Below are 18,924 nucleotides of genomic sequence, written 5' to 3'. Positions count from 1 at the left end.
TGCAGGTGGGAAGCGGCCTATGGAGCAGATAATCGAAAACCTGTCGGGTCTTCCGAATGGTGCCGCTTCCGGTTCCGGCGCGCAGGCGGTGGAAAGGGCCTTGCAGCTCCTTTCCATCGTCGGGCGCGCTGCGGAAAAAGGGATTGCTCTCGGCGATGTTGTTGCCGAGAGCGGGCTGAACAAACCCACCGCCCGGCGGCTGCTCATGGCACTGATGCGGTCACGCCTCGTCGAACAGGATGAGCTTACCCGCCGGTATTATCTCGGCGGGGAGCTTTACGTTCTGGGCATGCTGGCGTCGCGAAGGCATGGCCTGCTGGAAATGGCAGGCGAAAGCCTGAGGCGACTTTCCGGCGTCTCCGCCGATACGAGCTTCGTCTCGATGCGCCGCGACGACTACGCCGTCTGCCTGCATCGCGAAGAAGGCACGCATCCCGTGCGCACGCATGCGCTGCTGACCGGCGATCAGAACCCGCTCGGCGTCGGCGCCGGTTCGCTCGCCATGCTGGCCGCGCTGCCGGATCAGGAGATCGAGGCGATCATCGGCCGGATCGAAAGCGTCATCGCCGTACAGTATCCGGGCTATTCGCCGGAGATCATCCGCGAGGACGTCGCCCATACGCGGGAGAGGGGCTATGCGCTCAATCCGGGACGGGTGATCGCCAATTCCTGGGGCATCGGCCTGGCGATCCTGCTGCCCGACGGGCGGCTTGCCGGAGCGCTGTCGATTGCGGCGATCGACAGCCGCATGGGCGAAACCCGCCAGAAGGAACTCGCGGGTCTGTTGCGGCAGGAGGTGGAGCGGGTGCAGGCCAAGCTGGTGACGCTCTTCAGCTCTGAAAAGCCGGTGCTTCGGAAGGTATCGCAGGCAGTGCGGCCACGAACACCGGAACCGGTTTGAAACGAAGGAGAAGATCATGGCAGGAGCAGAGATCGTCGGTTGGGCCCATTCGAAATTCGGCAAGTCCGAAGCGGGTTCGACCCAGGAACTGATGGCCGAGGTGATCAATCCGGCCCTCGAGCATGCAGGGATCACGGCGAAGGATGTCGACGGCATTTTCGTCGGCGTCTTCAATAACGGCTTTTCCAAGCAGGATTTCCAGGGCGCGCTTGTGGCGATGGCGGCCGACGGGTTCGATCACGTGCCGGCGGTGCGCTTGGAAAATGCCTGCGCGACGGGCTCGGCTGCGCTCTATTCGGCGCTCGATTTCATCGCGTCGGGCCGCGGCAAGATCGCGCTGGTCGTCGGGGCCGAAAAAATGACGGCGCTGCCGACGAAGGAGACCGGCGATATCCTGCTTTCCGCTTCCTACCGCGAAGAAGAAGCGGATGTAGAAGGTGGTTTCGCAGGGCTCTTCGGCCGTATCGCCAGCCACTACTTCCAGCGTTACGGCGATCGTTCGGAAGAACTGGCGATGATCGCCGCCAAGAACCATTCCAATGGCATGAAAAACCCCTATGCCCATATGCAGAAGGATTTCGGCTTCGACTTCTGCAACACGGTTTCCGACAAGAATCCTTATGTCGCCGCGCCGCTCCGGCGCACCGACTGCTCGCTTGTCTCGGATGGCGCTGCCGCCTTGGTGATCGCTTCTCCAGAAGTGGCCGCGGGCATGAAGCGCGCCGTGGCCTTCAAGGCGCGCAACCACGTCAACGACGTCCTCGCCATGTCGCGGCGCGATCCGATCGCTTTCGAAGGGGCGCGGCTCGCCTGGCAGAAATCGCTCGGCGAAGCCGGTGTCTCGTTGGACGATCTGAGTTTCGTCGAAACGCATGACTGCTTCACTATAGCCGAACTCATCGAATACGAGGCCATGGGACTTGCGAGGCCCGGCGAAGGCTACCGCGTCATTCGTGAAGGCATCACACGAAAGGACGGGCGCATGCCCGTGAACCCGTCCGGAGGCCTCAAGTCCAAAGGTCATCCGATCGGCGCGACCGGCGTTTCCATGCATGTCATGACGGCGATGCAGCTCTGCGGCGAAGCGGGCGAGATGCAAGTGCCGAATGCGAAGCTTGCCGGTGTCTTCAACATGGGTGGCGCTGCCGTCGCCAACTACGTCTCCATTCTGGAGCGGACGAAATGAATGTGGCCAACTCGGTTGCTGTTGGAGGCCAGGCCGATCCGAAAGGCGGGCTTTCGCCTTGCTCGACGCGGGTGATGAACCTCGCTCGTTTCGTGACGCAGGCGATGCGCCGCGAACCTCAGGGTATCGCGCTCGTGTGGGCGGACAAGATCTGGACCTGGGAGGCGTTCGAAGTGCGCATCGATGCTATGGCGGCGGCGCTGCAACGGCGTTTCGGGGTAGTGAAAGGCGACCGCATCCTCGTCCAGTCGCAGAACTGCAACCAGATGTTCGAATCCATGTTCGCCTGCTTCCGGATCGGTGCGGTCTGGGTGCCGACCAATTTCCGGCAGACGCCGGAGGAAGTCGCCTATCTCGCGAAGGCGAGCGGCGCGACCGGCATGATCTGCAATGCGGCCTTCCCGGATCATGCCCGCGTCGTGCGCGAGAGCAACGCGGAAATCGGTTTTGCCATCGCCATCGGCGATGCCGACTTCGGACCTTCCTACGATGCTATCGTGGAGAAGTTCCACGGCACGAAGCCCACCGAGGCGCGTGTCGAACGTGACGATCCATGCTGGTTCTTCTTCACCTCCGGCACGACCGGGCGGCCGAAGGCGGCGGTGTTGACCCACGGCCAGATGGCCTTCGTCGTCAACAATCATCTCTGCGACCTGATGCCGGGCGTGACGTCGGCGGATGCGGCGCTGGTCGTGGCGCCGCTGTCGCATGGAGCCGGCGTCCACCAGCTCACGCAAGTCGCGCATGGGGTGAAGACAATCCTGTTGCCGACGGAGAAATTCGACATCGAGACCGCCTGGGCGCTGGTCGAGACGTGGCGCGTCTCGACCATGTTCACGGTGCCGACCATCCTGAAGCTGCTGGTCGAGCATCCGGCGGCGGAAAAATACGATCATTCTTCGCTGCGCTATGTCATCTATGCCGGCGCGCCCATGTATCGGGAGGACCAGAAGCGGGCCATGAAAACGCTCGGTCCGGTCATCGTCCAGTATTTCGGGCTCGGCGAGGTGACGGGCGCGATCACCGTGCTGCCGCCGGCGCTGCATTCGGCCGAGGACGGTGAGGATGTGAAGATCGGCACCTGCGGGATCGAGCGCACCGGCATGCAGGTTTCCATCCAGAATGATGCGGGCGGGGAGTTGGAGCCGTACGAGACCGGCGAGATCTGCTGCATCGGTCCGGCGGTTTTTGCGGGCTATTACGACAATCCCGAGGCCAATGCGAAAGCGTTCCGCAACGGCTGGTTCCGCACCGGCGACCTTGGCCACATGGACGACCAAGGCTTCCTCTACATCACCGGCCGCGCTTCCGACATGTATATTTCCGGCGGCTCGAACGTCTATCCGCGTGAGATCGAGGAGAAGCTGCTCACCCATCCCGATATCAGCGAAGCGGCGGTTCTCGGCGTGCCGGATCCGCTTTGGGGCGAGGTGGGTTATGCAGTCTGCGTTGCCAAACCGGGCGCCCACGTCACCGAGAAGGAGATGTTTGCCTTCGTCGACGGCAAGATGTCCCGCTACAAGATGCCGAAGCGTTTCATCTTCTGGGATGCGCTGCCGAAATCCGCTTATGGCAAGATCACCAAGAAGATGATCCGCGAAGAGCTATTGGCGCGGGGCGAGATGGATCGGAAGCCGGCTAATGACAGGCAGGCACTTCGCCGGCTGGAGCACCCGGGTCCTCCGGCGCCGGTGCGGCGCGAAGCGGTGGGGACCGAACTGAAACCGGTTGAAGGCGTGCTTCGGCCGGGAGAGGTTTTTCTGGACGGCATTGCCCGCGTCTTCGCGGAAGCCCGCTGCAAGGGCGGTTTCGTCACCATCGAGGGCGGTGCCTGCGATCCGTTCCGCTATGTGCTCCCGGCCTTTTCGCCGGATGCCGCGCATGCCGCCTGGTACAGCGCGACCTTCGCGCCGGCAGCGGGCGGCAGGTTTCAGACGGCCACCGCCATCTTCGGCGAACGCGACGGCACGCCGTTCCTGCATTGCCACGGCATCTGGGACACGGGCGAAAGTGCCCTCCGGATGGGCCATGTTCTGCCCTTCGACAGCGTGGTGAGCCAACCGGTTGCGGTCAAAGGCTATGGCAGCGTAATGGCCACTTTCGACTCCATTCCCGATCCCGAAACGAATTTCACCCTCTTTTCCGTCAGGGGTGGGGACGGAAAGGGCAATGGCGTCCTGCTGCGGGTGCGGCCGAACGAAGACGTCGCAACAGCTGTCGAGGAGGTCTGCCGAACGCACGGTATCGACAGCGCCAGGGTCTACGGCATCGGCAGCATCAATGAGCCCGTGTTCGAAGACGGACGCCGCGTCGTTTGCCTGGCAACCGAAATCGCCATCGAAAACGGCGTTCTGGAGAAGACGCCCGAGGGCCTGTGCGTTTCACTGGATGCGGCGGTCGTCGATACCGACGGTGTCCTCTATCACGGCAGGCTTGCCCGGGGTGACAACCCCGTCGGCGTCACCTTCGAACTGGTCATCGTCGAAAACAGGGAGAGCTGAACATGCGGAGCGTCGTCGTCACAGGTGCGGGATCGGGGATCGGCCTTTCGACGACGGAGCTTCTGATCGAGGGAGGCTGGCACGTGGTTGCTGCCGATCGCGACACCGATGCGCTGGCGCGCCTCGACGGGAAGCTCGGAAACCGCAGCGCGCTGCTTACGCCCGTGATGCTCGACGTGACGGATGAGGCAGCAGTGGCGCGTTGCCGATCAGTGCCGGATGCTGGCGGCTCCGCTGGCGGCGCTGGTCAACAGTGCCGGTATCGCGGCCAACGTCCGGTTTGCGGATACGACGGCCGATATGCTGCGACGGATCTATGAAGTGAATGTCGTCGGCGCCTTCTCGCTGTCTCAGGCGCTTGCGCCGATCCTTCGCGAAAACGGCGGCGGTTCGATCGTCAATATTGTCTCCGTTTCCGGCATCAAAGGCAATCTCGGCCGCTCCGCCTATGGTGCCTCGAAAGGCGCGCTGATCACGCTCACCAAGATCATGGCGGTAGAGCTTGCCGATGACCTGATCCGCGTCAACGCCATTGCGCCGGGGCCGATCGAGACGCCGATGGTGCGGGAAGCCCACACCGCCGTGACGCGGGAGGAATGGCATCGTACCGTGCCGATGCGGCGCTATGGCCAGCCGGAGGAGATCGCGTCGGCCATCGCATTCCTGATCGACGGCCGTCAGTCGTCCTATGTGACCGGGCAGATCCTTGCCGTCGACGGAGGCTTCACGGCAGCAGGGCTCATGGCTTGAACCAATCCGGCACAGAGCGGGCTTTGTGACACTATCTTCATGAAAATCGCCAGTGCCGCATGCCGGGTTTTCGTTGACAAGCCTTTGCGTACATTAAAAACTGCTTTTATCCGATGGCAGCCACGGGGGGACGTCCATGTCTAGGCGCGCGTTTTTCGGCCTTTCCGCTCTTCTCATTTCCGCATTCGCTCTGGCCTCGCCCTTGGCGGCGGCTGAACGTCGTGTCGAGACCACGCAGGATGGCGATTATCTAGGCTTCGATCTCCGGACTGTGAAAAATGTCAGCCAGGAACAGTGCGAGGCGGCCTGCATCGGAGACAACGCCTGCAGGGCCTTCACCTACAATACCAAAGCCAAATGGTGCTTCCTGAAATCGGATTACGGCCAGCTCAACACGTTCCAGGGCGCGGTTGCCGGCAAGATCGTCGAGGTGGCAGTCGAGCCGGACATCGGCGCTCCGCCGAAACTGACTTTCCTCTCCGAGGACCTGTTGCAGCAGGCGCGCGAGCAGAAGGACGGGCTGACGCTCGGAGACAATCAGCAGGGTTATGGCGTCGAAAACCTGAAGACCATTGCCCAGAGAGAGCTGCTCGCCGGCAATGTCGATACGGCGATCTACAATTTCAAAGGCGCGCTTTCGATCACGCCGGACGATGGCGCACTCTGGATCGAGCTTTCGCGCGCTGCCGGTACGGCGAACGATAACAGCAGTGCCGCCTCCGAGGGGACGCTTGCCGCAATCAACGGCTACCAGCTTTCCCGCACGACCCAGAGCCGCGCCGATGCGCTTGCGGTTATGGCTGCGGCGCTTGCCAAGCAGGAGAATTACCGCGCCGCGTTGAATGCCTACAAGGCAAGCCTCGCACTGGCGAGTGCCCGAACGGTTCAGGCCGCTTATAACGATTTGCGCGAACGTCAGGGCTTTCGCGTGACGGGCAACACGGTCGATGCCGACAGCGCCAATCCGCGCACCTGTGTGCAATTCTCCGAACCGCTGGTGAAAGCGGGCGTCGATTATGCGCCCTTCGTCGTGCTCGATGGCCAGGCTCCGAAGGCGATGGAAGCCAAAGATAACCAGATTTGCGTCGAAGGCCTCACCCATGGCCAGCGCTACAAGCTTTCGCTTCGCCGTGGTCTACCCTCCTCCGTCGACGAGCCGCTGGTCGCCCAGGTCGATATCGACATCTACGTCAAGGACCGTTCGCCGACGGTGCGGTTTACCGGCGACAGTTTTGTGCTGCCCTCGACCGCCCGCCGCGGCATTCCGATCGTTTCCGTCAACACGGAAAAGGCCGACCTGAAGCTCTACCGTGTCGGTGACCGCAACATCGCTTCGCTGCTCGCCAATTCGCAGTTCCTCACCCAGATGGACGGCTACAATGCCAGCCAGATCGAGCAGCAGAGCGGCGAACTCGTCTGGCAGGGGACGATCGATATCGGCCAGGAGCTCAACAAGGACGTGGTGACGAGCTTCCCGGTCGATGAGGCGCTGCCGACCCGCAAGCCGGGCGTCTATATGCTCACTGCCGTGGCTTCGAATGCCGTCACCCAGGAATGGGACAGCAAGGCGACGCAGTGGTTCGTCGTTTCGGACATCGGGCTTACCACCTATGCCGGCACGAACGGGCTACATGTCTTTGCCCGTTCGCTCGGCTCCGCCAAACCGATCGCCGGCGTCGATCTGCAGCTTCTCGCCAAGAACAACGAAATTCTCGGCACGGCAAAGACCGATGCGGATGGCCGCGTCGTCTTCACCGCCGGGCTGATGCGCGGCACGGCGGCCATGGTGCCGGCCGTATTGACGGCTCAGAACAGCGGGCAGGATTATGTCTTTCTCGACATGACCCGCGCCGGCTTTGATTTGTCTGATCGCGGAGTGACCGGCCGTCCGGCGCCGGGTGCGATCGACATCCTGCCCTGGACGGAGCGCGGCATCTATCGCCCGGGTGAAACGGTGCATGCGAGCGCGCTCGCCCGTAATGTCGATGCGACGGCGATCGAAAACCTGCCGCTCACCTTCGTCTTCCTGCGGCCGGATGGTATCGAGGACCGGCGCATGGTCGAGAATGGTTCTCTCGGTGGTTATGCGCTCGATCTGCCGCTGCTCGATACCTCCATGCGCGGCACCTGGACCATGCAGATCTTCACCGATCCTAAAGGGTCGGCGATCGGCGAGAAAACCTTCCTCGTTGATGATTTCGTGCCGGATCGCATCGAATTCGACATGACGAGCGAGGCGAAGCAGATCGAGGCCGGCCAGCCTGTCCCGGTCAACATAGACGGCCGCTTCCTCTACGGCGCACCCGCCGCCGGTCTCAATCTCGAAGGCGAGATCGCGCTGAAGCCGACACGCGAGAATGCCGCTTTCCCCGGTTACCAGTTCGGCCTGGCCGACGAGGAGGAGACGGAAGCCGTACGCATCCCGCTCGATGCGCTGGAGCCGACTGATGATGAAGGCAAGGCGACTTTCGATGCGGATGTCAGCGACGTGCCGTCGACGACCCAGCTCGTCAATGCCGATATCGTCGTGCGCATGCAGGAGGCAGGCGGCCGCGCGGTCGAGCGCTCGCTCACCCTGTCGGTCAAACCGGACGGCGCCCGCATCGGCATCAAGCCGGAATTTACAGGTGATCTCGCCGAGAATTCGGTCGGCAACTTCACCGTCATCGTCGTCGATCCGGATGGCCGGAAACAGACGATGCAAGGCCTGCCTTGGAAGCTGATCAAGATCGAGCGCGATTACCAGTGGTATCGCGATGGTTCCTCCTGGCGTTTCGAGCCGGTAACCCGTACCAGCCAGGTCTCGGACGGTACCGTCAATGTGACGGCCGACGGTGGAAAGATTTCCGTGCCGGTCAACTGGGGCCGTTACCGTCTCGAAATCGAGACCGCTGACGTCGGTGGCCCAGCATCCAGTGTGGAATTCGATGCCGGCTGGTTCGTAACGGCGACCTCGACCGAGACACCGGATGCGCTTGAGATCGCGCTCGACAAATCGAGCTACAAGGTCGGCGAAACCGCCAAGCTGAAGGTTTCGTCGCGTTACGCCGGTGAACTGATGGTCACCTCTGGTTCCGAGGACCTGATATCAGTGCAGAACGCCGGCATCGGCGCGAATGGCGGCGAGGTGGAGATTCCCGTCACGGCCGATTGGGGCGCAGGTTCTTACGTCACCGCAACGCTTTACCGTCCCGGCGAGGCCCAGGAAAGCCGCATGCCGATGCGCGCTATCGGCATTACCTGGCTGAAGGTCGATCCGGAAAGCCGCGATCTGCAGGTCTCGATCGATGCGCCGGAAAAGACCCTGCCCCGCCAGCCGCTCGATATTTCCTTGCAGGTTGCGGGAGCGGGTGCCAACGAGGACGCCTATGTCACGGTTGCTGCGGTGGATGTCGGCATCCTCAATCTGACCCGTTACGAACCTCCGGCGCCGGACGACTGGTATTTCGGCCAGCGCCGCCTGGGTCTCGAAATCCGGGATCTCTACGGCCGGCTGATCGACGGTTCGCTCGGTGCGACCGGCCGGTTGCGCACCGGCGGTGACGGCGGCAGCGTGGCGTTGCAGGGCAGTCCGCCGAAGGAAAAGCTCGTCGCCTTTTTCTCAGGTGTGGTGAAGCTCGATGCGGAGGGCAAGGCGAATGTCTCGTTCGATATCCCGCAATTCAACGGCACGGCGCGTGTCATGGCGGTCGCCTGGTCCAGGACGGGCGTCGGGCATGGCGTCAAGGACGTGGTGATCCGCGATCCGATTGTCGTCACCGCAAGTCTGCCGCGTTTCCTGGCGCCTGGCGACCGGAGCAATCTGCGCCTCGATATCGCTAACACGGATGCGCCGGCAGGTGACTATCAGCTTGCCGTCACCACCAGCGACGCAGTTTCCGTGGAGCAGAGCGGTTCAGAGACGGTCAATCTCGCGGCTGGCGGCAAGGCGAATATCACCCTGCCGATATCCGGTGTCGAACCCGGCGACGGGACTGTGTCGGTCCGCCTTTCGAATGCATCCGGCCTCTCGTTGGAGCAGGTGCTCAACATTCCGGTGCGGCCGCCGGCGATGCCGGTCACCGAGCGCCGGCTTGTCGAGCTTCGTCCGGGCGCGAGCTTGACGGTCGATTCCAACCTGCTCGCCGACAGCATCCTGCCGGGCGCGTCCGTCAGCGTGAATGTCAGCCGGTCCAACGCCTTTGACATTCCGGCGCTGCTGATGAGCCTCAGCCGCTACCCCTATGGCTGTGCCGAACAGACGACGAGCCGCGCTTTGCCCCTTCTCTATCTCAGTGAGATGGCGGTTCAGAACGGATTGGCGGACGATGCCGAGGTCAAGAAGCGGGTGCAGGATGCGATCCATCGCGTGCTTTCTTACCAGTCTTCTGCCGGCAGTTTCGGCCTCTGGGCACCGGGCGGCGGCGACCTGTGGCTTGATTCCTATGTGACGGACTTCCTTTCCCGTGCCCGCGAGCAGGGATACGATGTGCCGGAACAGGCGCTGGTGCAGGCGCTCGAAAGCCTGCAGAATTCCTTGAGCTACACCAACAACGTCAAGGATCAGGGCAACGAGATTGCCTATGCGCTCTACGTGCTCGCCCGCAACCGCAAGGCCGCGATCAGCGATCTGCGTTACTATGCGGACACGGCGCTGAACGACTTTCCGACCCCGCTCGCCAAGGCTCATATCGCCGCGGCGCTCTCGCTCTATGGCGACGCCCAGCGGTCGCGGAGCATCTTCGCAGATTCCTTGCGGATGTCGGAGGATGCGCAGATCCATAAGGTCAGTCTGGTTCGTTCGGACTACGGCTCCTCCTTGCGCGACGGTGCTGCGGTTCTGGCGCTCGCGGCCGAAAGCCGGCCGGTGCCGCCGATCGTTCCGGCCTTGGCGGATATCGTCGCCAAGGAATGGGGCGCCAAGAAATATACCAGCACCCAGGAGCAGACCTGGATGCTGCTTGCCGCCCGCGCGCTGCAGAACGGCGACAATAACCTGCGGCTCGAAGTCAACGGCGCCGAACATCGCGGCACGCTGATGGCGCAGATGACGGGTGACGCGCTGATCGACCATCCGGTGACCATCCGCAACGATAGCGGGGATCCTTTGTCCGCGGCGATCACCACGGTCGCTGCGCCTGCCCAGCCTTTGCCGGCCGGGGGCGACGGTTTCGAGATCACCCGCACCTACTACAATATGGCCGGCGAAGAGGTGAATGTCAGCGAGGCACAACAGAACGAACGCTATGTCGTGGTGCTGAACATCACCGAGACCAATGAATGGCCGTCGCGTATCGTCGTCACCGACCTGCTGCCGGCCGGTTTCGAGATCGACAATCCCAGCATCGTCAACAGCGCCAATCTTTCCAATTTCGACTGGATAGAGGAAGTGCAGGCGGCGCATACGGAGTTCCGCAACGACCGTTTCGTCGCGGCTTTCGACCGCAGCGCCGGCGACAATCGCCAGATCACGCTGGCCTATGTCGTTCGCGCCGTGACGCCGGGCGTCTACGATCATCCGGCCGCACAGGTGGAGGACATGTACCGTCCGCAATTCTCGGCGCGTACGGCGACGGGCAAGATGGAGGTGGTCGCCGCACAATAAGCGGCGGTCGCGGACTTCGATGAAGCGCAGGTGGAAACTCTCGATCGGTCTCGGCGGCGGCCTCGTCCTTACGGCGGCGTTGGTCATCGGTCTCGATGCGGCCGACAAGGCCTTTCCGCCGCCGCTCGAAAGGGCGCAGGTCGTTTCGCCGGAAGTGCTGGATGCGGATGGCGAGCTGTTGCGCGCCTTTGCAACGCCTGAAGGCCGCTGGCGGCTGAAGACCGCGGTGGAGGATGTCGATCCGCGCTTCCTGAAGATGTTGGTCGCTTATGAGGACCGGCGCTTCTGGGACCATGGTGGTGTCGATCCACTGGCGCTCGGCCGTGCGGTGTTGCAACTCGTCACCAATGGCCGCATCGTCTCCGGCGCCTCTACGCTCTCCATGCAGGTGGCGCGGCTGATCGAACCGCGCGAGACCCGTTCAATTTCCGCCAAGCTGCTGCAGCTTGCCCGCGCCATCCAGATCGAACAACGGCTCGGCAAACAGGAAATCCTCCAGCTTTACCTGACCCACGCTCCCTATGGCGGCAATCTGGAAGGGGTGCGCGCGGCAAGCCTTGCCTATTTCGGCAAGGAACCGCGTCGGCTGACGGTGGCGGAGGCTGCGCTTCTCGTCGCCCTGCCGCAGTCGCCGGAAAGCCGGCGGCCGGATCGGCATATCGAAGCGGCCAAGATGGCGCGCGAACGTGTGCTCGTGCGCTCCGCCGTGGCGGACGTGTTGGGAGGCGGCGAGGCGGAACGCGCGGCAGGTGATTCCGTTCCCACCCGTCGTCTGCAATTGCCCGCCTATGCGGCGCATCTGGCGGAAGCCGCGATCCGCAAGCAGCCGAAGGCCGAAGAATACAGGACGACGCTCAAGCGCAGCATTCAGCAGGGATTGGAACAGGTCGCCCGGGAGGCGGTGACAAAACTCGCGCCCAAAGTGTCACTCGCCATGGTGATGGCGGATGTCACGACCGGCGCGATCGTCGGCGAAGTGGGATCGGCCGATTATTTCGATGCCGGCCGCTCCGGCTGGATCGACATGACGCGCGTCTATCGTTCGCCGGGTTCGACCTTGAAGCCCTTCATCTATGGGCTTGCCTTCGAACAAGGCCTGGTGTCACAGGAAACGATCATCGAAGACCGGCCGGCGGATTTCTTCGGCTATCGCCCGAAGAATTTCGACATGAGCTATCAGGGCGATGTCAGCGTGAGGCAGGCATTGCAATTGTCGCTCAACGTGCCGGCCGTACGGCTGCTTGATGCGGTCGGGCCGTCGCGGCTGATGATCCGCTTCCGGCGGGCCGAGGTGCGGCCGGTCTTGCCCCCCAACGAAGCTCCGGGCTTGGCGATCGGTCTCGGCGGTGTCGGCATCACGCTCAAGGATCTGGTGCAGGCCTATGCGGCACTCGCCAACCGTGGTGAACCGGTGAGGCTCGGCAATGGCATCGAGGATCAGCCGGGTTTGATCGAAGGCGAGCCGTTGCTGGAGCCACAGGCGGTCTGGAATGTCGCGGATGTCCTCTCGGACGTCCTGCCGCCGCAGGGCAGCCGGAGACTCGGCATCGCCTACAAGACCGGCACGAGCTACGGCTATCGCGACGCCTGGTCAGTGGGTTTCGACGGGCGGTATGTGCTGGGCGTCTGGGTCGGGCGGCCGGATAACGGCGCGGTGCCGGGCATTGCCGGCTACCAGACGGCGGCGCCGATCCTCTTCGAAGCCTTCTCGAAATCCGGCGTGCCGATCACGCCGCTGCCGCCGGCTCCGGCCGGTGCTGTGCGCCTTGCGCAATCCGACCTGCCTATCAGCCAGCGGCGTTTCTCGATGACGGCAAGCGGGCTGATTTCTGCCTCGGCACGTGAGCCGGCACCGCAGATCGTCTATCCTCCGGAAGGAGCCCGGGTCGATCTCGGCGCGCGTTCGGGAGAGATTTCGCCTTTGGTGCTGAAGTTGCAGGGCGGGCGCGCGCCCTTCCGCTGGCTCGCCAACGGCAGGCCGCTTGCCGAGCTTTCCCACCGCCGCACCAATGAGTGGACGCCTGATGGAGCCGGCTACTCGACACTGACGGTGATCGACGCCGCCGGCCGGGCCGCCAGCGTCAAAATTTTCGTCGAGTGATCAGGCGGCGGTCGCCGCCTTCTTCCTCGCGACACGGGCCCGGATGGATTCGATGTCAGCGCGTGGTGTCGCCGCAAACAGCGTACGGGTATATTCGTGCTTGGGGTCCGAGAAAACCTCGTCACGCGTGCCGTATTCCACCGCCTCGCCGAAATACATCACCATCACCTCGTCGGCGATATAGCGCACCACGGACAAGTCGTGGCTGATGAAGACGTAGGTGAGGCCGAATTCGTCCTGCAGGTCGGCGAGCAGGTTCAGAACCTGGGCTTGGACCGAAAGGTCGAGCGCCGAAACCGGCTCGTCCAGCACCAGCAGCTTCGGGTTCAGCATCAACGCGCGGGCAATGGCGATACGCTGGCGCTGGCCGCCGGAGAACATGTGCGGATAGCGGTTGTAATGCTCCGGGCCGAGGCCGACCTTCTTCAGCATTTCGGTAGCGCGGTCGCGCCGCTCGCCGGCCGACATGCTCGTATTGATCGCCAGAGGTTCGCCGAGCACGTCGCCGATCTTCTGGCGCGGATTGAGCGAGCCGTAAGGATTCTGGAAGACGATCTGCACCTTCTGGCGCATTTCCTGGGTCAGATGGCCGGGGCGCGTATCCACTTTTTGGCCGTCGATCAAGAGATCGCCCGACGTGGGCTCGTCGATGAAGGTCAGCATGCGGGCGAGCGTAGACTTGCCGCAGCCGGATTCGCCGACGATCGCCAGCGTCTTGCCGCGCTCAAGCTTGAAGGAGACGCCCTTCACCGCATGGATGATCTTCTTCGGCTTGAAAAAACCGGCCGGCAGTTCGTAATCGCGCTTGATGTCACGTACTTCGAGCATGGTTTTATCGGTCAGGGTATCGCTCATGCGCGTGCCTCCGGTGCGGGTTCCGGATTGCCGTCGAAGAAGGCGGAAACGGTGGTCAGGCGGTCGCCGGTGGCGTTTTCCGGCAGAGCCGCCAGCAGCGCCTTCGTGTAATTGCTCTTCGGGCTTTCGAAGAGGGAGAGAACATCGGCTTCCTCCATCTTGCGGCCCTTGTATTGCACGACCACGCGGTCGGCGGTCTCCGCCACGACGCCCATGTCGTGGGTGATCATGATGAGGCCCATGCCGTTCTTCGCCTGTAGCGACATGATGAGGTCGAGGATCTGTTTCTGGATCGTCACGTCAAGCGCGGTGGTGGGCTCGTCGGCGATCAGGAGCTTGGGATTGCAGGCGATCGCGATCGCGATCATCACGCGCTGGCATTGCCCGCCCGACATCTGATGCGGGAAATGGTTCAGCCGCTCCTCCGGATTCGGCAGGCCTACCTGCTTGAAGAGCTCGATGGCGCGAGCGCGGCGGGCTCTCCTGTCGAGGCCGAGATGGATGCGCAGCACTTCCTCGATCTGGAAGCCGACGGTGAAGCAGGGGTTCAGGCTGGCGATCGGCTCCTGGAAGATCATGGCGATATCCTTGCCGATCAGCTTGCGGCGGTCGGCCGGGCTAATCCCTTGGATATCGCGGCCCTCGAAGAGCATGCGGTCGGCGGTGATCTTCGCGGTCCAGGGCAGAAGCCCCATGACGGCGAGCATGGCGACGGATTTTCCGGAGCCGGATTCGCCGACGATCGCGAGCACTTCACCCTTTTCGACGGACAGCGAGACGCCGTCGACCGCCTTGAACCAGCCGGTCGCGGTTTCGAATTCGACGGTGAGGTTGTCTATTTGCAGAAGCGCCATGATATCAGGACCTCTTCAGTTTCGGGTCGAGCGCATCGCGCAGGCCGTCGCCCATCAGGTTGATGGCGAGGACGGTGATGAGGATGGCAAGGCCGGGGAAGGTGACGACCCACCAGGCGCGCAGGATGAATTCGCGCGCTTCGGCAAGCATGGTGCCCCATTCCGGCGCCGGCGGCTGGGCACCCATGCCGAGGAAGCCGAGCGCTGCCGCATCGAGGATCGCGTTCGAGAAGGAGAGTGTCGCCTGCACTATCAGCGGCGCGGTGCAGTTCGGCAGGATGGTGCGGAACATCAGGCGCAGCGGGCCGGCGCCGGCGAGGCGCGCGGCAGTCACGTAGTCGCGGGTCTTTTCAGCCATGACAGCGGCGCGGGTGAGGCGCACGAAATGCGGCTGCAGGGTGAGCGCGATGGCGATCATGCCGTTGGTCAGGCTGGGGCCGAGTATCGCGACGAGCACGAGAGCGAGCAGCAGCGACGGGAAGGCGAGGATGATGTCCATCAGCCGCATGATGACGGTATCGACCCAGCCGCGGTAATAACCGGCAATCAGGCCGACGAGGATGCCGCCGACAAGCGACAGCGTCGTCACGAATACGCCGATGAAGAGCGAATATTGCGCGCCGTAGATGAGCCGCGAGAGGATGTCGCGACCGACCGGATCGGTGCCGAGCAGGTAGCCCGCGCGGCCGCCTTCGGTCCAGATCGGCGGAACCAGGACGGCGTCGCGATACTGTTCGAAGGGCGAATGCGGCGCGATGACGGGTGCCAGCACGGCAACGACGACAAGCAAAAGGAAAACGAAGAGGCCGATGACGGCGCCACGGTTTTCGGAGAAATAGAACCAGAATTCTTTCAGCATCTGGCGGCGCATGGCGGAGCTGGAAACCGGCTCCTGCGTCCCGCTGCTGGTTTTGTCGATGATGGCATCGGCCATGGGATTTTCTCCTTCTTAGTGCCGGATACGGGGGTTGATCAGGCCGTAGAGCAGATCAACGATGAGGTTGACGAGCATGATGATGCCCGCAATCAGCAGAAGACCGCCCTGGATGACCGGATAGTCGCGGCGGAAGACGCTATCGACCATCCACTTGCCGATGCCCGGCCAGGAGAAGATCGTCTCGGTGAGGATCGCGCCTGCGAGCATGACGCCGATCTGCAGGCCGATCGTCGTGATGACCGGGATCATCGCATTGCGCAGCGCATGGATGCCGACGACGCGGAAGGGAGAAAGGCCCTTGGCGCGGGCGGTGCGGACGTAATCTTCCGACAGCACTTCGAGCATGGCGGAGCGCGTCTGGCGGGCGATGACCGCAAGCGGAATGGTCGCGAGCACGATCGAGGGCAGCGCCAGATGGCTGAGCGCGGAGGCGAAGGCGCCCTTCTGGCCGGAAAGCAGCGAGTCGATCAGCATGAAGCCCGTGACCGGCGGAAAGAAGAACATCAGCGAGATGCGGCCCGACACCGGCGCCCATTGCAGAATGCCGGAGAACAGGATGATCAGCAGCAGACCCCACCAGAAGATCGGCATGGAATAACCGACGAGCGCAATGCCCATCAGCCCCTGGTCGAAGATCGAGCCGCGCTTGATCGCCGCGATGACGCCCGCCGGAATGCCGAGGACGATCGCGATGACGATGGCGCAGAAGGAGAGCTCGACGGTCGCCGGAAAAAGCGCCCAGAACTGGTCGAGGATCGGCTGTTTGGAAACGATGGACGAGCCGAAGTCACCGGTCAGCACGCCGCCGAGATAATCGAGATATTGGATCACCAGCGGCCGGTCGAGGCCCAGCTGCTGGCTGATCAGCGCGTGGCGTTCTGGGGACATGACGCGCTCGCCGGAGAGCAGCGCGACAGGGTCGCCGGGCAACAATCGGATAAAGGAAAAGGCGATGATCGAGACCCCGATGAAAGTCGGGATCAACACGGCGAGGCGCCGCAAAAGGAAGCCAAACATTCTAAAACCTTCAGTGGTTTTTGGTTCTTGACCGATTCAGAGCCTTGTCAAGCCATGAAAACGGCAATCAGGGCGTCTCCGCCACATTTTTCGGCGTCTCATAAGAAAATGCCGCGGGAAACGCAACGCGTCCCGCGGCAAAAACATCGTGAACCGACAATTACTCGGCGATATCGACCGCTTCGAAGGTGAAGTCGCCGAGCGGGCTCTGGGTGAAGCCGGTCACGCCCTTGCGCATCGGAACGACGGAGAGGGAGTGATCGAGCGTTGCCCACGGAGCTTCGCGCTTGAACACCGTCTGCGCCTGCTCATAGAGCTTGGTGCGCTCGGCCTGGTCCGATGTGACCTTGGCCTTCTTCACCAGGTCGTCGAACTCCTTGTCGCACCACTGAGCGCGATTGTTGCCGCCGACCGCGTTGCAGCCGAGCAGGGTATCGAGGAAGTTGTCTGGGTCGCCGTTGTCGCCCGTCCAGCCGAGGATGACGGCACCGTCGCGATCCTTGGCCTTGGAGCGGTCGAGGTATTCGGCCCATTCGTAGGAAACGATTTCGACCTTGACGCCGATCTTGGCGAAATCGTCCTGGATGATTTCGGCAGCACGACGGGCATTCAGCATGTACGGACGCGAAACCGGCATAGCCCAGACCTTCATGGAGAGGTCCTTGACGCCGGCATCGGCCAGCATCTTCTTGGCGGCGTCGAGGTCGTAGGCGTCGTCCTGCGTGGCTTCGCTGTAGGACCACATGGTCGGCGGGATCGGGTTCTTGGCCGGGGTCGCCATGCCCTGGAAGACGGCATCGACGATCGCCGGCTTGTTGATCGCCTTGTTCAGCGCCTTGCGGACTTCGACCTTGTCGAACGGAGCTTGGGTCGTGTTGTAGGCGAGATAGGCGACGTTCAGGCCTTCCTGCTCGAGCACGGTCAGGTTCGGGTCGGCCTTCATGGACTTGACGTCGGCGGCGTTCGGATACGGCATCAGGTGGCATTCGCCGGCCTTCAGCTTCTGGTAACGGACGGCGGCATCCGTGGTGATGGCGAAGACGAGATCGTCGATCTTCGGCGCGGGACCCCAGTAATCGGCGTTCTTCTTGTAGCGGATGACGGCGTCCTGCTGGTAACCGACAAAGGTGAACGGGCCAGTTCCGACCGGCATCTGGTTTAGCTGTTCCTTCTTGCCGGCGGCTTCGAGGCTGTCGGCATATTCCTTCGAGGCGATCGAAGCGAAGGGCATGGCGAGGTTCGCGAGGAACGGTGCTTCCGGACGGTTGAGGGTGAATTTCACCGTCAGGTCATCGACCTTTTCGACCGACTTGATCAGTTCCGGAAAGCCCATGCCGGCGGCGTATTCCCAGGCCGCGCCGGGGATGTACTGGTTCCATGCGTTCTTCGCATCGATCTGGCGACCGATCGAGAAGACGACGTCATCGGCATTGAGGGCGCGGGACGGGGTGAAGAAGTCGGTGGTCTGGAACTTCACGTTCGAGCGAAGCTTGAAGGTGTAGACCGTGCCGTCGGCGGAAATCTCCCAGCTTTCGGCCAGGCCTGGCTCGGGTTGGGTCGTGCCCGGCTTGAACTCGAGCAGTCGGTTATAGACCGGGTGTGCCGAGGCATCGAACGTCGTTCCGGCGGTGTAGAGGCCCGGGTCGAAGCCTTCCGGGGAACCTTCGGAGCAATAAACGAAGGTTTTGGCGCTAGCCGCGCCGGCGAAGAACGTTGCCGACAACAGCGCTGCGGCGAGAGTGAGCTTGTATTTCATATCGGTCTCCCAATGACCTTTGGCCGGCAACGCGCCTAGCCCGGTTGTTTCAGTTAGTATGGGGCGTTCTCTGCGCTCCAAGCCTGATATTCTTGTTATTCACCTCCTGGCCGGCGAATCCGAATAATGCCGGCCCTTCATATTTTCATTTCTCCTGGCGGGTCCGTCGCGGTCTTCAAGTCGCGCATGTCCCCTGTCCTTGATGCGGATCAAGAACCACGCCCGCTTCATTTATTGGAAAAATTTCCACAAATTCGGCCAAATCCTAGTCACTTCTTATTGTTTTCGGCTCGTTCCTGAGATTTGCCGGCGGGCCGTGGCGCGGGAGCATAGCGATTATGGTCCGGTTGTCGAGATGCTAACATTCGCGTCTTGATCACATCCGCATTCCCATTGCGCAACATATCCGCATTGCCGATTTTTGCTGCGTTGCCGCATTGCCATCGAACGAGAATGGAGTACGGTTCGGGCCTTCCGGACAG

Annotated in this window: 10 protein-coding genes and 2 pseudogenes; 7 read left to right on the top strand and 5 right to left on the bottom strand. The window is 62.6% G+C overall.

Translation table 11 applies throughout. From position 1 onward, the window contains the following. Nucleotides 1-19: 19 nt before the first annotated feature. From ACMGE0_RS10460 to pbpC, 7 genes and pseudogenes are all read left to right on the top strand, one after another. Nucleotides 20-901 carry an IclR family transcriptional regulator gene (locus ACMGE0_RS10460; protein WP_436815778.1) on the top strand — a complete coding sequence of 294 codons (882 nt, stop codon included), beginning with the start codon at nt 20-22 and terminating at the stop codon, nt 899-901. Between the two features lie 16 nt (nt 902-917). Then, nucleotides 918-2,087 (top strand): acetyl-CoA acetyltransferase, encoded by a 1,170-nt coding sequence (locus ACMGE0_RS10455; protein ID WP_436815777.1) that lies wholly within the window; start codon nt 918-920, stop codon nt 2,085-2,087. Then, a pseudogene (locus ACMGE0_RS10450) lies at nt 2,084-3,715 on the top strand (acyl-CoA synthetase); the annotation flags it as partial. The gene ACMGE0_RS10455 and the pseudogene ACMGE0_RS10450, both read left to right, overlap by 4 nt. Further along, nucleotides 3,710-4,588 (top strand): PCC domain-containing protein, encoded by an 879-nt coding sequence (locus ACMGE0_RS10445; RefSeq protein ID WP_436815887.1) that lies wholly within the window; start codon nt 3,710-3,712, stop codon nt 4,586-4,588. The pseudogene ACMGE0_RS10450 and the gene ACMGE0_RS10445, both read left to right, overlap by 6 nt. A 2-nt stretch (nt 4,589-4,590) precedes the next feature. Further along, nucleotides 4,591-5,338: pseudogene (locus tag ACMGE0_RS10440) on the top strand (SDR family NAD(P)-dependent oxidoreductase). 136 nt (nt 5,339-5,474) lie between these two features. Beyond that, nucleotides 5,475-10,922: an alpha-2-macroglobulin family protein gene (locus tag ACMGE0_RS10435; RefSeq protein WP_436815776.1), complete on the top strand. Its 5,448-nt coding sequence runs from the start codon at nt 5,475-5,477 to the stop codon at nt 10,920-10,922. 19 nt (nt 10,923-10,941) lie between these two features. Next, nucleotides 10,942-13,023 (top strand): penicillin-binding protein 1C, encoded by a 2,082-nt coding sequence (pbpC, locus tag ACMGE0_RS10430; RefSeq protein WP_436815775.1) that lies wholly within the window; start codon nt 10,942-10,944, stop codon nt 13,021-13,023. Here pbpC and ACMGE0_RS10425 read toward each other — a convergent pair whose 3' ends face one another. The 5 genes from ACMGE0_RS10425 to ACMGE0_RS10405 form a co-directional block, all read right to left on the bottom strand. After that, complete coding sequence (locus ACMGE0_RS10425; protein ID WP_436815774.1) at nt 13,024-13,878, bottom strand: dipeptide ABC transporter ATP-binding protein; 855 nt, start codon at nt 13,876-13,878, stop codon at nt 13,024-13,026. Further along, nucleotides 13,875-14,732, bottom strand: coding sequence for an ABC transporter ATP-binding protein (locus tag ACMGE0_RS10420; protein WP_436815773.1), 858 nt, complete (start codon nt 14,730-14,732; stop codon nt 13,875-13,877). Before ACMGE0_RS10420 ends, ACMGE0_RS10425 begins: the two co-directional genes overlap by 4 nt. A gap of 4 nt (nt 14,733-14,736) precedes the next feature. Next, complete coding sequence (locus ACMGE0_RS10415; RefSeq protein WP_436815886.1) at nt 14,737-15,603, bottom strand: ABC transporter permease subunit; 867 nt, start codon at nt 15,601-15,603, stop codon at nt 14,737-14,739. A 78-nt stretch (nt 15,604-15,681) separates the two neighbouring features. Beyond that, complete coding sequence (locus tag ACMGE0_RS10410) at nt 15,682-16,686, bottom strand: ABC transporter permease subunit (protein WP_436815772.1); 1,005 nt, start codon at nt 16,684-16,686, stop codon at nt 15,682-15,684. Nucleotides 16,687-16,846: 160 nt separating this feature from the next. Further along, complete coding sequence (locus ACMGE0_RS10405) at nt 16,847-18,442, bottom strand: ABC transporter substrate-binding protein (protein ID WP_436815771.1); 1,596 nt, start codon at nt 18,440-18,442, stop codon at nt 16,847-16,849. Nucleotides 18,443-18,924: the final 482 nt, after the last annotated feature.

Source organism: Neorhizobium descurainiae (assembly GCF_051400715.1).
GTDB lineage: Bacteria > Pseudomonadota > Alphaproteobacteria > Rhizobiales > Rhizobiaceae > Neorhizobium.
Note: the sequence above shows the minus strand (reverse complement) of the source record. Positions and strands in the feature narration are given on the sequence as shown.